This window comes from Escherichia sp. 20412-1, assembly GCF_003027595.1.
GTDB lineage: Bacteria > Pseudomonadota > Gammaproteobacteria > Enterobacterales > Enterobacteriaceae > Escherichia > Escherichia marmotae.
The window spans coordinates 37,885-51,469 of record NZ_PYQM01000023.1 but is presented as its reverse complement, the minus strand read 5'-3'; the positions used below and the strand labels follow the sequence as shown (position 1 = coordinate 51,469).

The window sequence follows — 13,585 nt, the reverse complement described above, 5'->3', positions numbered from 1 at the left end:
GGCATCATGGCTTCAGAAAATATGACGCCGCAGGATTACATAGGACACCACCTGAATAACCTTCAGCTGGACCTGCGTACATTCTCGCTGGTGGATCCGCATAACCCCCCAGCCACCTTCTGGACAATTAATATTGACTCCATGTTCTTCTCGGTGGTGCTGGGTCTGTTGTTCCTGGTTTTATTCCGTAGCGTAGCCAAAAAGGCAACCAGCGGCGTACCAGGTAAGTTTCAGACCGCGATTGAGCTGGTAATCGGCTTTGTTAATGGTAGCGTGAAAGACATGTACCATGGCAAAAGTAAGCTGATTGCTCCGCTGGCCCTGACGATTTTTGTCTGGGTGTTCCTGATGAACCTGATGGACTTACTGCCTATCGATCTGCTGCCGTACATTGCTGAACATGTACTGGGGCTGCCTGCTCTGCGTGTGGTTCCGTCTGCTGACGTGAACGTAACGCTGTCTATGGCACTGGGCGTATTTATCCTGATTCTGTTCTACAGCATCAAAATGAAAGGCATCGGCGGCTTCACGAAAGAGTTGACGCTGCAGCCGTTCAATCACTGGGCGTTCATTCCTGTCAACTTAATCCTTGAAGGGGTAAGCCTGCTGTCCAAACCTGTTTCACTCGGTTTGCGACTGTTCGGTAACATGTACGCGGGTGAGCTGATTTTCATTCTGATTGCTGGTCTGTTGCCGTGGTGGTCACAGTGGATCCTGAATGTGCCGTGGGCCATTTTCCACATCCTGATTATTACGCTGCAAGCCTTCATCTTCATGGTTCTGACGATCGTCTATCTGTCGATGGCGTCTGAAGAACATTAATTTACCAACACTACTACGTTTTAACTGAAACAAACTGGAGACTGTCATGGAAAACCTGAATATGGATCTGCTGTACATGGCTGCCGCTGTGATGATGGGTCTGGCGGCAATCGGTGCTGCGATCGGTATCGGCATCCTCGGGGGTAAATTCCTGGAAGGCGCAGCGCGTCAACCGGATCTGATTCCACTGCTGCGTACTCAGTTCTTTATCGTTATGGGTCTGGTGGATGCTATCCCGATGATCGCTGTAGGTCTGGGTCTGTACGTGATGTTCGCTGTCGCGTAGTAAGCGTTGCTTTTATTTAAAGAGCAATATCAGAACGTTAACTAAATAGAGGCATTGTGCTGTGAATCTTAACGCAACAATCCTCGGCCAGGCCATCGCGTTTGTCCTGTTCGTTCTGTTCTGCATGAAGTACGTATGGCCGCCATTAATGGCTGCCATCGAAAAACGTCAAAAAGAAATTGCTGACGGTCTTGCTTCCGCAGAACGAGCACACAAGGACCTTGACCTTGCAAAGGCCAGCGCGACCGACCAGCTGAAAAAAGCGAAAGCGGAAGCCCAGGTAATCATCGAGCAGGCGAACAAACGTCGCTCTCAGATTCTGGACGAAGCTAAAGCTGAGGCAGAACAGGAACGTACTAAAATCGTGGCTCAGGCGCAGGCGGAAATTGAAGCCGAGCGTAAACGTGCCCGTGAAGAGCTGCGTAAGCAAGTTGCTATCCTGGCTGTTGCTGGCGCCGAGAAGATCATCGAACGTTCCGTGGATGAAGCTGCTAACAGCGACATCGTGGATAAACTTGTCGCTGAACTGTAAGGAGGGAGGGGCTGATGTCTGAATTTATTACGGTAGCTCGCCCCTACGCCAAAGCAGCTTTTGACTTTGCCGTCGAACACCAAAGTGTAGAACGCTGGCAGGACATGCTGGCGTTTGCCGCCGAGGTAACCAAAAACGAACAGATGGCAGAGCTTCTGTCTGGTGCACTGGCACCAGAAACGCTCGCCGGGTCGTTTATCGCAGTTTGTGGTGAGCAACTGGACGAAAACGGTCAGAACCTGATTCGGGTTATGGCTGAAAATGGTCGTCTTAACGCGCTCCCGGATGTTCTGGAGCAGTTTATTCACCTGCGTGCTGTGAGTGAGGCTACCGCTGAGGTAGACGTCATTTCCGCTGCCGCGCTGAGTGAACAACAGCTCGCGAAAATTTCTGCTGCGATGGAAAAACGTCTGTCACGCAAAGTTAAGCTGAATTGCAAAATCGATAAGTCTGTAATGGCAGGCGTTATCATCCGAGCGGGTGATATGGTCATTGATGGCAGCGTACGCGGTCGTCTTGAGCGCCTTGCAGACGTCTTGCAGTCTTAAGGGGACTGGAGCATGCAACTGAATTCCACCGAAATCAGCGAACTGATCAAGCAGCGCATTGCTCAGTTCAATGTTGTGAGTGAAGCTCACAACGAAGGTACTATTGTTTCTGTAAGTGACGGTGTTATCCGCATCCACGGCCTGGCCGATTGTATGCAGGGTGAAATGATCTCCCTGCCGGGTAACCGTTACGCTATCGCACTGAACCTCGAGCGCGACTCTGTAGGTGCGGTTGTTATGGGTCCGTACGCTGACCTTGCCGAAGGCATGAAAGTTAAGTGTACTGGCCGTATCCTGGAAGTTCCGGTTGGCCGTGGCCTGCTGGGCCGTGTGGTTAACACTCTGGGTGCGCCAATCGACGGTAAAGGTCCGCTGGATCACGACGGCTTCTCTGCTGTAGAAGCTATCGCTCCGGGCGTTATCGAACGTCAGTCCGTAGATCAGCCGGTACAGACTGGTTATAAAGCTGTTGACTCCATGATCCCAATTGGTCGTGGTCAGCGTGAATTGATCATCGGTGACCGTCAGACCGGTAAAACCGCACTGGCTATCGATGCCATCATCAACCAGCGCGATTCCGGTATCAAATGTATCTATGTTGCTATCGGTCAGAAAGCGTCCACCATTTCTAACGTGGTACGTAAACTGGAAGAGCACGGCGCACTGGCTAACACCATCGTTGTGGTAGCAACCGCGTCTGAATCCGCTGCACTGCAATACCTGGCACCGTATGCGGGTTGCGCAATGGGCGAATACTTCCGTGACCGTGGTGAAGATGCGCTGATCATTTACGATGACCTGTCTAAACAGGCTGTTGCTTACCGTCAGATCTCCCTGCTGCTCCGTCGTCCGCCAGGACGTGAAGCATTCCCGGGTGACGTATTCTACCTCCACTCTCGTCTGCTGGAGCGTGCTGCGCGTGTTAACGCCGAATACGTTGAAGCTTTCACCAAAGGTGAAGTGAAAGGGAAAACCGGTTCTCTGACCGCGCTGCCGATTATCGAAACTCAGGCTGGTGACGTTTCTGCGTTCGTTCCGACCAACGTAATCTCTATTACCGATGGTCAGATCTTCCTGGAAACCAACCTGTTCAACGCCGGTATTCGTCCTGCGGTTAACCCGGGTATCTCCGTATCCCGTGTTGGTGGTGCAGCACAGACCAAGATCATGAAAAAACTGTCCGGTGGTATCCGTACCGCTCTGGCGCAGTATCGTGAACTGGCAGCGTTCTCTCAGTTTGCATCCGACCTTGACGATGCAACGCGTAAGCAGCTTGACCACGGTCAGAAAGTGACCGAACTGCTGAAACAGAAACAGTATGCGCCGATGTCCGTTGCGCAGCAGTCTCTGGTTCTGTTCGCAGCAGAACGTGGTTACCTGGCGGATGTTGAACTGTCGAAAATCGGCAGCTTCGAAGCCGCTCTGCTGGCTTACGTCGACCGTGATCACGCTCCGTTGATGCAAGAGATCAACCAGACCGGTGGCTACAACGACGAAATCGAAGGCAAGCTGAAAGGCATCCTCGATTCCTTCAAAGCAACCCAATCCTGGTAACGTCTGGCGGCTTGCCTTAGGGCAGGCCGCAAGGCATTGAGGAGAAGCTCATGGCCGGCGCAAAAGAGATACGTAGTAAGATCGCAAGCGTCCAGAACACGCAAAAGATCACTAAAGCGATGGAGATGGTCGCCGCTTCCAAAATGCGTAAATCGCAGGATCGCATGGCGGCCAGCCGTCCTTATGCAGAAACCATGCGCAAAGTGATTGGTCACCTTGCACACGGTAATCTGGAATATAAGCACCCATACCTGGAAGATCGCGACGTTAAACGCGTGGGCTACCTGGTGGTGTCGACCGACCGTGGTTTGTGCGGTGGTTTGAACATTAACCTGTTCAAAAAACTGCTGGCGGAAATGAAGACCTGGACCGACAAAGGCGTTCAATGCGACCTCGCAATGATCGGCTCGAAAGGTGTGTCGTTCTTCAACTCCGTGGGCGGCAATGTTGTTGCCCAGGTTACAGGTATGGGGGATAACCCTTCCCTGTCCGAACTGATCGGTCCGGTAAAAGTGATGTTGCAGGCCTACGACGAAGGCCGTCTGGACAAGCTTTACATTGTCAGCAACAAATTTATTAACACCATGTCTCAGGTTCCGACTATCAGCCAACTGCTGCCGTTACCGGCGTCAGATGATGATGATCTGAAACATAAATCCTGGGATTACCTGTACGAACCCGATCCGAAGGCGTTGCTGGATACCCTGCTGCGTCGTTATGTCGAATCTCAGGTTTATCAGGGCGTGGTTGAAAACCTGGCCAGCGAGCAGGCCGCCCGTATGGTGGCGATGAAAGCCGCGACCGACAATGGCGGCAGCCTGATTAAAGAGCTGCAGTTGGTATACAACAAAGCTCGTCAGGCCAGCATTACTCAGGAACTCACCGAGATCGTCTCGGGGGCCGCCGCGGTTTAAACAGGTTATTTCGTAGAGGATTTAAGATGGCTACTGGAAAGATTGTCCAGGTAATCGGCGCCGTAGTTGACGTCGAATTCCCTCAGGATGCCGTACCGCGCGTGTACGATGCTCTTGAGGTGCAAAATGGTAATGAGCGTCTGGTGCTGGAAGTTCAGCAGCAGCTCGGCGGCGGTATCGTGCGTACCATCGCAATGGGTTCCTCCGACGGTCTGCGTCGCGGTCTGGATGTAAAAGACCTCGAACACCCGATCGAAGTCCCTGTAGGTAAAGCGACTCTGGGCCGTATCATGAACGTACTGGGCGAACCGGTCGACATGAAAGGCGAGATCGGTGAAGAAGAGCGTTGGGCGATTCACCGCGCAGCACCTTCCTACGAAGAGCTGTCAAACTCTCAGGAACTGCTGGAAACCGGTATCAAAGTTATCGACCTGATGTGTCCGTTCGCGAAGGGCGGTAAAGTTGGTCTGTTCGGTGGTGCGGGTGTTGGTAAAACCGTAAACATGATGGAGCTTATTCGTAACATCGCGATCGAGCACTCCGGTTACTCTGTGTTTGCGGGCGTAGGTGAACGTACTCGTGAGGGTAACGACTTCTACCACGAAATGACCGACTCCAACGTTATCGATAAAGTATCCCTGGTGTATGGCCAGATGAACGAGCCGCCGGGAAACCGTCTGCGCGTTGCACTGACCGGCCTGACCATGGCGGAGAAATTCCGTGACGAAGGTCGTGACGTTCTGCTGTTCGTTGACAACATCTATCGTTACACCCTGGCCGGTACGGAAGTATCCGCACTGCTTGGCCGTATGCCTTCAGCGGTAGGTTATCAGCCGACCCTGGCGGAAGAGATGGGTGTTCTGCAGGAACGTATCACCTCCACCAAAACAGGTTCTATCACCTCCGTTCAGGCGGTATACGTACCTGCGGATGACTTGACTGACCCATCACCGGCCACCACCTTTGCGCACCTTGACGCAACCGTGGTACTGAGCCGTCAGATCGCGTCTCTGGGTATCTACCCGGCCGTTGACCCGCTGGACTCCACCAGCCGTCAGTTGGACCCGCTGGTAGTTGGTCAGGAACACTACGACACCGCGCGTGGCGTACAGTCCATCCTGCAACGTTATCAGGAACTGAAAGACATCATCGCCATCCTGGGTATGGATGAACTGTCTGAAGAAGATAAACTGGTGGTAGCGCGCGCTCGTAAGATCCAGCGCTTCCTGTCCCAGCCGTTCTTCGTGGCAGAAGTATTCACCGGTTCTCCGGGTAAATACGTCTCCCTGAAAGACACCATCCGTGGCTTTAAAGGCATCATGGAAGGCGAATACGATCACCTGCCGGAGCAGGCGTTCTACATGGTCGGTTCCATCGAAGAAGCTGTGGAAAAAGCCAAAAAACTTTAACGCCTTAATCGGAGGGTGATATGGCAATGACTTACCACCTGGACGTCGTCAGCGCAGAGCAACAAATGTTCTCTGGTCTGGTCGAGAAAATCCAGGTAACGGGTAGCGAAGGTGAACTGGGAATTTACCCGGGCCACGCACCGCTGCTCACCGCCATTAAGCCTGGTATGATTCGCATCGTGAAACAGCACGGTCACGAAGAGTTTATCTATCTGTCTGGCGGCATTCTTGAAGTGCAGCCTGGCAACGTGACCGTTCTGGCCGACACCGCAATTCGCGGCCAGGATCTCGACGAAGCGCGAGCCATGGAAGCGAAACGTAAGGCTGAAGAGCACATTAGCAGCTCTCACGGCGACGTAGATTACGCTCAGGCGTCTGCGGAACTGGCCAAAGCGATCGCGCAGTTGCGCGTTATCGAGTTGACTAAAAAAGCGATGTAACACCGGCTTGAAAAGCACAAAAGCCAGTCTGGAAACAGGCTGGCTTTTTTTTCGCGCGTCGCCGCGAGATTTGTTCTGCTATGTTTTTATATCCCGCAATTAAACCGTCTTTATAACTCAGCGAAATCCTTCGTTGGTTTTCTTGTTTATTCATTGATCGAAATAAGAGCAAAAACATCAGGCTGACGCTTAAATGAAGGTGATGCCTTACTTTTATGCAGACAAAAGGCGTGACGATGGTCGAAAATGGTGCTTTCGCCAGCGAGGATAATCCGTTATTGAACAATTTATCCTCTGTCCATTTCACGATGAAAAAAATGTAGTTTTTTCAAGGTGAAGCGGTTTAAATTCGTTCTCAAATTACAGTCAGGACGCGTATGTTGAATAATGCTATGAGCGTAGTGATCCTTGCCGCGGGCAAAGGCACTCGCATGTATTCCGATCTTCCGAAAGTGCTGCATACCCTTGCCGGGAAAGCGATGGTTCAGCATGTCATTGATGCTGCGAATGAATTAGGCGCAGCACACGTTCATCTGGTGTATGGTCACGGTGGCGATCTGCTTAAACAGGCGCTGAAAGATGACAACCTGAACTGGGTACTTCAGGCAGAGCAACTGGGTACTGGTCATGCGATGCAGCAGGCTGCGCCTTTCTTTGCCGATGATGAAGACATTTTAATGCTTTACGGCGACGTACCGCTGATCTCTGTCGAAACACTCCAGCGTCTGCGTGATGCTAAACCGCAGGGCGGCATTGGCCTGTTGACGGTGAAACTGGATGACCCGACCGGTTATGGTCGTATCACCCGTGAAAACGGCAAAGTTACTGGCATTGTTGAACATAAAGATGCCACCGATGAGCAGCGTCAGATTCAGGAAATCAACACCGGCATTCTGATCGCCAACGGCGCAGATATGAAACGCTGGCTGGCGAAGCTGACTAACAATAACGCTCAGGGCGAATACTACATCACCGATATTATTGCGCTGGCGTATCAGGAAGGGCGTGAAATCGTCGCTGTACATCCGCAACGCTTAAGCGAAGTTGAAGGCGTGAATAACCGCCTGCAACTCTCCCGTCTGGAGCGCGTTTATCAGTCCGAACAGGCTGAAAAACTGCTGTTGGCAGGGGTTATGCTACGCGATCCGGCCCGTTTTGATCTGCGCGGAACGCTTACTCACGGGCGTGATGTTGAAATTGATACTAACGTTATCATCGAGGGTAATGTTACTCTCGGCAATCGCGTGAAAATTGGCACTGGTTGCGTGATTAAAAACAGCGTGATTGGTGATGATTGCGAAATCAGCCCATATACAGTGGTGGAAGACGCGAATCTGGCAGCGGCCTGTACCATTGGCCCGTTTGCCCGTCTGCGCCCGGGGGCAGAGCTGCTTGAAGGTGCACATGTCGGTAACTTTGTTGAGATGAAAAAAGCGCGTCTGGGTAAAGGTTCAAAAGCCGGTCATCTGACTTATCTGGGCGATGCGGAAATCGGTGATAACGTTAACATCGGTGCAGGAACCATTACCTGCAACTATGATGGTGCGAATAAATTTAAAACCATTATTGGCGACGATGTGTTTGTCGGCTCTGACACCCAACTTGTTGCACCGGTAACGGTTGGTAAAGGCGCGACTATTGCTGCGGGTACTACCGTAACGCGCAATGTTGGCGAAAACGCTCTGGCAATTAGCCGCGTGCCGCAGTCGCAAAAAGAAGGTTGGCGTCGTCCAGTAAAGAAAAAGTAATTCTGGCCGGGTAATCCGGCCTCCTGGGATGAAGAGATAACATAATCTCCCGCCCGCAAGCAGTAACTATAAAAATAACCCCACTCTCTACAAGGCTCGGGGCGCCCGGAAAAACGGGCATACAGGTTGACCGACAACGATATCAATCGGAATTAAAAACTATGTGTGGAATTGTTGGCGCGATCGCGCAACGTGATGTAGCTGAAATCCTTCTTGAAGGTTTACGTCGTCTGGAATACCGCGGTTATGACTCTGCTGGCCTGGCAGTAGTCGATGCGGACGGTAATATGACCCGTCTGCGTCGTCTCGGTAAAGTGCAAATGCTGGCCCAGGCAGCGGAAGAACATCCTCTGCATGGCGGAACGGGTATTGCTCATACCCGTTGGGCGACCCACGGTGAACCTTCAGAAGTGAATGCGCATCCGCATGTTTCTGAACACATTGTGGTGGTGCATAACGGCATCATCGAAAACCATGAACCACTGCGTGAAGAGTTAAAAGCGCGTGGCTATACCTTCGTTTCTGAAACCGACACCGAAGTGATTGCGCATTTGGTTAACTGGGAACTGAAACAGGGCGGCACCCTGCGTGAAGCTGTTCTGCGTGCTATCCCGCAACTGCGTGGCGCTTACGGTACGGTAATTATGGATACCCGTCACCCGGATACCCTGCTGGCGGCTCGTTCCGGTAGTCCGCTGGTTATCGGCCTTGGCATGGGCGAAAACTTTATCGCTTCTGACCAACTGGCACTGCTGCCGGTGACCCGTCGCTTTATCTTCCTTGAAGAGGGTGATATTGCGGAAATCACTCGCCGTTCAGTAAACATCTTCGATAAATCTGGCGCGGAAGTTAAACGCCAGGATATCGAATCCAATCTGCAATATGATGCGGGCGATAAAGGCATTTACCGTCATTACATGCAGAAAGAGATCTACGAACAGCCGAACGCGATCAAAAACACTCTTGCCGGGCGTATCAGCCACGGTCAGGTGGATCTAAGTGAACTGGGGCCGAACGCAGATGAACTGCTGTCGAAGGTTGAGCATATTCAGATCCTCGCCTGTGGTACTTCGTACAATTCAGGTATGGTTTCCCGTTACTGGTTTGAATCGCTGGCTGGTATTCCGTGCGACGTCGAAATCGCCTCTGAATTCCGCTATCGCAAATCTGCTGTTCGCCGTAACAGTCTGATGATCACCCTGTCGCAGTCGGGAGAAACCGCGGATACACTGGCTGGCCTGCGCCTGTCGAAAGAGCTGGGATATCTCGGCTCGCTGGCGATCTGTAACGTTGCAGGCTCTTCTCTGGTTCGTGAATCCGATTTGGCGCTGATGACCAACGCAGGTACTGAAATTGGCGTGGCGTCCACCAAAGCATTCACCACTCAGTTAACTGTGCTGTTGATGCTGGTGGCAAAACTGTCCCGCCTGAAAGGCCTGGATGCCTCCATTGAACATGACATCGTGCATGGTCTGCAGGCGCTGCCGAGCCGTATCGAGCAGATGCTGTCTCAGGACAAACGTATTGAAGCTCTGGCGGAAGATTTTTCTGATAAACACCACGCGTTGTTCCTGGGTCGTGGCGATCAGTACCCCATCGCGCTGGAAGGCGCATTGAAGCTGAAAGAGATCTCCTACATTCACGCCGAAGCCTATGCTGCGGGCGAACTGAAACACGGCCCGCTGGCGCTGATTGACGCTGATATGCCGGTTATCGTCGTTGCACCGAACAACGAACTGCTGGAAAAACTAAAATCCAACATCGAAGAAGTTCGTGCGCGTGGCGGTCAGTTGTACGTCTTTGCCGATCAGGATGCAGGATTTGTGAGCAGCGATAACATGCACATCATCGAGATGCCGCATGTGGAAGAAGTGATTGCTCCGATCTTCTATACCGTTCCGCTGCAACTATTGGCGTACCACGTCGCGCTGATCAAAGGCACCGACGTTGACCAGCCGCGTAACCTGGCAAAATCGGTTACGGTTGAGTAATACACAGATGCCCTGCTTTCGCAGGGCATTTTTTCCTGTTATGTTTTTAATCAAACATCCAGCCCACGTCATGTGACAAATCGTCATCTTCGGCTATTTTTTCACTGTCACAGAGTGAAAATTTTCTGTTATCTCTTCTTTATTAATATTTGTAACATACTGAATTTAAATGGTTATTTAAATAAGAGTGAAGACTTTCTTTCTCTGTCATAAAACTGTCATAAACCTTACATATAACTGTCACCTGTTTGTCCTATTTTGCTTCTTGTAGCCAACAAACAATGCTTTATGAATCCTCCCAGGAGACATTATGAAAGTTATGCGTACCACCGTCGCAACTGTTGTCGCCGCGACCTTATCGATGAGTGCTTTCTCTGTGTTTGCAGAAGCAAGCCTGACAGGTGCAGGTGCAACCTTCCCTGCGCCGGTGTATGCCAAATGGGCTGACACTTACCAGAAAGAAACCGGTAATAAAGTTAACTACCAGGGGATTGGTTCTTCTGGTGGCGTAAAACAGATTATCGCTAACACCGTTGATTTCGGTGCTTCTGACGCACCGCTGTCTGACGAAAAACTGGCTCAGGAAGGACTGTTCCAATTTCCGACCGTGATTGGCGGCGTCGTGCTGGCAGTTAACCTGCCGGGTCTTAAATCTGGCGAACTGGTGCTGGATGGTAAAACCCTCGGTGACATCTACCTGGGCAAAATTAAAAAGTGGGATGACGAAGCGATCGTCAAACTGAATCCGGGTCTGAAACTGCCTTCACAGAACATCGCCGTGGTGCGCCGCGCAGATGGCTCCGGGACTTCTTTCGTTTTCACCAGCTACCTGGCGAAAGTAAATGAAGAGTGGAAAAACAGCGTTGGTACTGGCTCTACCGTAAAATGGCCGATCGGTCTGGGTGGTAAAGGTAACGACGGTATTGCCGCATTTGTTCAGCGTCTGCCAGGGGCAATTGGCTACGTTGAATATGCTTACGCGAAGCAAAACAACCTCGCCTACACCAAACTGATCTCCGCTGATGGTAAACCTGTTGCGCCGACCGAAGAGAACTTCGCAAATGCGGCAAAAGGCGCAGACTGGAGCAAAACATTCGCTCAGGATCTGACCAACCAGAAAGGCGAAGATGCGTGGCCGATCACCTCTACCACGTTCATTCTGGTTCACAAAGATCAGAAGAAACCAGAGCAAGGTGCAGAAGTGCTGAAGTTCTTCGACTGGGCATACAAAACCGGAGCTAAACAGGCCAACGACCTGGATTACGCCAGCCTGCCGGATAGCGTAGTTGAACAGGTTCGCGCTGCGTGGAAGACCAATATTAAAGACAGTAGCGGTAAGCCACTGTACTAATAAAACTCCAGGCCGGATAAGGCGTTTTACACCGTATCCGGCATTACAAAATGACTTTGTAAACGCGTTTAACTGAAGAGTAACTTATGGCTGCAACCAAGCCTGCTTTTAACCCACCGGGTAAAAAGGGCGACATAATTTTCAGCGTGCTGGTAAAACTGGCGGCGCTGATTGTGCTATTGATGTTGGGTGGCATTATTGTCTCTCTGATCATCTCCTCCTGGCCGAGCATTCAGAAATTTGGTCTGGCTTTCCTGTGGACCAAAGAGTGGGATGCGCCGAACGATATTTACGGGGCGCTGGTGCCGATCTACGGTACGCTGGTGACTTCGTTTATCGCGCTGCTGATCGCCGTCCCGGTGAGTTTCGGGATTGCCCTGTTCCTGACAGAGCTTGCGCCAGGCTGGCTGAAGCGCCCGCTGGGTATCGCCATTGAACTGCTGGCAGCCATTCCAAGTATCGTTTACGGCATGTGGGGGCTGTTTATTTTTGCACCGCTGTTTGCCGTCTACTTCCAGGAACCAGTCGGCAATATCATGTCGAATATCCCGATTGTTGGCGCGCTGTTCTCCGGCCCGGCATTTGGTATCGGTATCCTCGCGGCGGGCGTGATCCTCGCCATTATGATCATTCCGTACATTGCGGCGGTAATGCGCGATGTCTTCGAACAAACCCCGGTGATGATGAAAGAGTCAGCCTACGGTATCGGCTGCACCACCTGGGAAGTTATCTGGCGTATCGTTCTTCCGTTCACCAAAAATGGTGTGATCGGCGGCATTATGCTGGGTCTGGGGCGCGCGCTCGGTGAAACGATGGCGGTGACCTTTATCATCGGTAACACCTACCAGCTCGACAGCGCCTCGCTGTATATGCCAGGTAACAGTATTACTTCCGCGTTGGCGAACGAATTTGCGGAAGCAGAATCCGGTCTGCACGTGGCTGCACTGATGGAACTCGGCCTGATCCTGTTTGTGATTACCTTCATCGTCCTGGCCGCATCGAAGTTTATGATTATGCGCCTGGCTAAGAATGAGGGGGCACGCTAATGGCTATGGTTGAAACACAAACTACCGCGGCGCTGGCAGAATCCCGCCGCAAAATGCAGGCGCGTCGCCGCCTCAAAAACCGTATTGCGCTGACGCTATCAATGGCGACGATGGCTTTCGGTCTGTTCTGGCTGATCTGGATTTTAATGTCCACCATCACCCGCGGTATCGACGGTATGTCTCTGGCGCTGTTCACCGAAATGACGCCGCCGCCAAATACAGAAGGTGGTGGCCTGGCGAACGCCCTGGCGGGTAGCGGCCTGTTAATTTTGTGGGCCACGGTATTCGGTACGCCGCTGGGGATTATGGCGGGGATTTATCTGGCGGAATATGGACGTAAATCCTGGCTGGCTGAAGTTATTCGCTTCATTAACGACATTCTGCTCTCCGCGCCGTCGATTGTTGTTGGTCTGTTTGTTTATACCATCGTGGTGGCTCAGATGGAGCACTTCTCCGGTTGGGCTGGCGTGATTGCCCTGGCACTGTTGCAGGTGCCGATTGTTATCCGCACCACCGAGAACATGCTGAAACTGGTGCCGGACAGCCTGCGTGAAGCGGCTTATGCGCTGGGGACGCCGAAGTGGAAGATGATCTCCGCGATTACTCTGAAAGCGTCGGTCTCCGGGATTATGACCGGTATTCTGCTGGCGATTGCTCGTATTGCGGGTGAAACCGCGCCGCTGCTGTTTACCGCGCTCTCCAACCAGTTCTGGAGCACGGACATGATGCAGCCGATCGCTAACCTGCCGGTAACGATCTTTAAGTTCGCGATGAGCCCGTTTGCGGAATGGCAGCAACTGGCCTGGGCTGGTGTGTTGATCATTACCCTGTGCGTACTGCTGCTGAACATTCTGGCGCGCGTTGTTTTTGCCAAGAATAAACACGGTTAACACTTTGCCGGATGCGGCGTGAACGCCTTATCCGGCCTACGGTAAGCCTGATTA

Annotated in this window: 13 protein-coding genes; all 13 read left to right on the top strand. The window is 52.0% G+C overall.

The features are described from left to right. Positions 1 to 6: 6 nt before the first annotated feature. The 13 genes from atpB to pstA all read left to right on the top strand — a co-directional run bounded on the left by atpB (position 7) and on the right by pstA (position 13,531). Positions 7 to 822 (top strand): F0F1 ATP synthase subunit A, encoded by an 816-nt coding sequence (gene atpB, locus C7B16_RS15780; RefSeq protein ID WP_000135618.1) that lies wholly within the window; start codon positions 7 to 9, stop codon positions 820 to 822. Positions 823 to 868: 46 nt separating this feature from the next. Then, a complete protein-coding gene (atpE, locus tag C7B16_RS15775; protein WP_000429386.1) occupies positions 869 to 1,108 on the top strand; it encodes a F0F1 ATP synthase subunit C in 240 nt (79 codons plus the stop codon). 61 nt (positions 1,109 to 1,169) lie between these two features. Continuing rightward, entirely contained in the window at positions 1,170 to 1,640 is a 471-nt protein-coding gene (gene atpF, locus C7B16_RS15770) for a F0F1 ATP synthase subunit B (RefSeq protein ID WP_001052219.1), read from the top strand. Between the two features lie 14 nt (positions 1,641 to 1,654). Then, the gene (gene atpH / locus C7B16_RS15765) at positions 1,655 to 2,188 is read left to right on the top strand and encodes a F0F1 ATP synthase subunit delta (protein WP_001288591.1); all 534 of its coding nucleotides are present in this window, start codon (positions 1,655 to 1,657) and stop codon (positions 2,186 to 2,188) included. A 12-nt stretch (positions 2,189 to 2,200) separates the two neighbouring features. Continuing rightward, complete coding sequence (gene atpA, locus C7B16_RS15760) at positions 2,201 to 3,742, top strand: F0F1 ATP synthase subunit alpha (protein WP_001176745.1); 1,542 nt, start codon at positions 2,201 to 2,203, stop codon at positions 3,740 to 3,742. A gap of 50 nt (positions 3,743 to 3,792) precedes the next feature. Then, positions 3,793 to 4,656 carry a F0F1 ATP synthase subunit gamma gene (gene atpG, locus C7B16_RS15755; RefSeq protein WP_000896498.1) on the top strand — a complete coding sequence of 288 codons (864 nt, stop codon included), beginning with the start codon at positions 3,793 to 3,795 and terminating at the stop codon, positions 4,654 to 4,656. Between the two features lie 26 nt (positions 4,657 to 4,682). Next, the gene (gene atpD / locus C7B16_RS15750) at positions 4,683 to 6,065 is read left to right on the top strand and encodes a F0F1 ATP synthase subunit beta (protein WP_000190506.1); all 1,383 of its coding nucleotides are present in this window, start codon (positions 4,683 to 4,685) and stop codon (positions 6,063 to 6,065) included. Positions 6,066 to 6,085: 20 nt separating this feature from the next. Next, a complete protein-coding gene (locus C7B16_RS15745) occupies positions 6,086 to 6,505 on the top strand; it encodes a F0F1 ATP synthase subunit epsilon (RefSeq protein ID WP_001251965.1) in 420 nt (139 codons plus the stop codon). Positions 6,506 to 6,882: 377 nt separating this feature from the next. Then, positions 6,883 to 8,253, top strand: a complete 1,371-nt coding sequence (glmU, locus tag C7B16_RS15740; RefSeq protein WP_000933745.1) for a bifunctional UDP-N-acetylglucosamine diphosphorylase/glucosamine-1-phosphate N-acetyltransferase GlmU — start codon at positions 6,883 to 6,885, stop codon at positions 8,251 to 8,253. 161 nt (positions 8,254 to 8,414) lie between these two features. Next, a complete protein-coding gene (gene glmS, locus C7B16_RS15735) occupies positions 8,415 to 10,244 on the top strand; it encodes a glutamine--fructose-6-phosphate transaminase (isomerizing) (protein WP_000334041.1) in 1,830 nt (609 codons plus the stop codon). Positions 10,245 to 10,554: 310 nt separating this feature from the next. Next, positions 10,555 to 11,595: a phosphate ABC transporter substrate-binding protein PstS gene (pstS, locus tag C7B16_RS15730; RefSeq protein ID WP_000867170.1), complete on the top strand. Its 1,041-nt coding sequence runs from the start codon at positions 10,555 to 10,557 to the stop codon at positions 11,593 to 11,595. An 86-nt stretch (positions 11,596 to 11,681) separates the two neighbouring features. Continuing rightward, the gene (gene pstC / locus C7B16_RS15725; protein ID WP_000741620.1) at positions 11,682 to 12,641 is read left to right on the top strand and encodes a phosphate ABC transporter permease PstC; all 960 of its coding nucleotides are present in this window, start codon (positions 11,682 to 11,684) and stop codon (positions 12,639 to 12,641) included. Then, entirely contained in the window at positions 12,641 to 13,531 is an 891-nt protein-coding gene (pstA, locus tag C7B16_RS15720) for a phosphate ABC transporter permease PstA (protein WP_001252002.1), read from the top strand. Before pstC ends, pstA begins: the two co-directional genes overlap by 1 nt. The last annotated feature ends 54 nt before the right edge of the window (positions 13,532 to 13,585 follow it).

What these genes read in the sequence shown, in the direction of transcription:
- pstS (WP_000867170.1), top strand. Translation starts at nt 10,555, where the DNA reads ATGAAAGTTATGCGTACCACCGTCGCAACTGTTGTCGCCGCGACCTTA.
- atpE (WP_000429386.1), top strand. Translation starts at nt 869, where the DNA reads ATGGAAAACCTGAATATGGATCTGCTGTACATGGCTGCCGCTGTGATG.
- atpD (WP_000190506.1), top strand. Translation starts at nt 4,683, where the DNA reads ATGGCTACTGGAAAGATTGTCCAGGTAATCGGCGCCGTAGTTGACGTC.
- atpG (WP_000896498.1), top strand. Translation starts at nt 3,793, where the DNA reads ATGGCCGGCGCAAAAGAGATACGTAGTAAGATCGCAAGCGTCCAGAAC.
- pstA (WP_001252002.1), top strand. Translation starts at nt 12,641, where the DNA reads ATGGCTATGGTTGAAACACAAACTACCGCGGCGCTGGCAGAATCCCGC.
- pstC (WP_000741620.1), top strand. Translation starts at nt 11,682, where the DNA reads ATGGCTGCAACCAAGCCTGCTTTTAACCCACCGGGTAAAAAGGGCGAC.
- C7B16_RS15745 (WP_001251965.1), top strand. Translation starts at nt 6,086, where the DNA reads ATGGCAATGACTTACCACCTGGACGTCGTCAGCGCAGAGCAACAAATG.
- glmS (WP_000334041.1), top strand. Translation starts at nt 8,415, where the DNA reads ATGTGTGGAATTGTTGGCGCGATCGCGCAACGTGATGTAGCTGAAATC.
- atpB (WP_000135618.1), top strand. Translation starts at nt 7, where the DNA reads ATGGCTTCAGAAAATATGACGCCGCAGGATTACATAGGACACCACCTG.
- atpA (WP_001176745.1), top strand. Translation starts at nt 2,201, where the DNA reads ATGCAACTGAATTCCACCGAAATCAGCGAACTGATCAAGCAGCGCATT.
- atpH (WP_001288591.1), top strand. Translation starts at nt 1,655, where the DNA reads ATGTCTGAATTTATTACGGTAGCTCGCCCCTACGCCAAAGCAGCTTTT.
- glmU (WP_000933745.1), top strand. Translation starts at nt 6,883, where the DNA reads ATGTTGAATAATGCTATGAGCGTAGTGATCCTTGCCGCGGGCAAAGGC.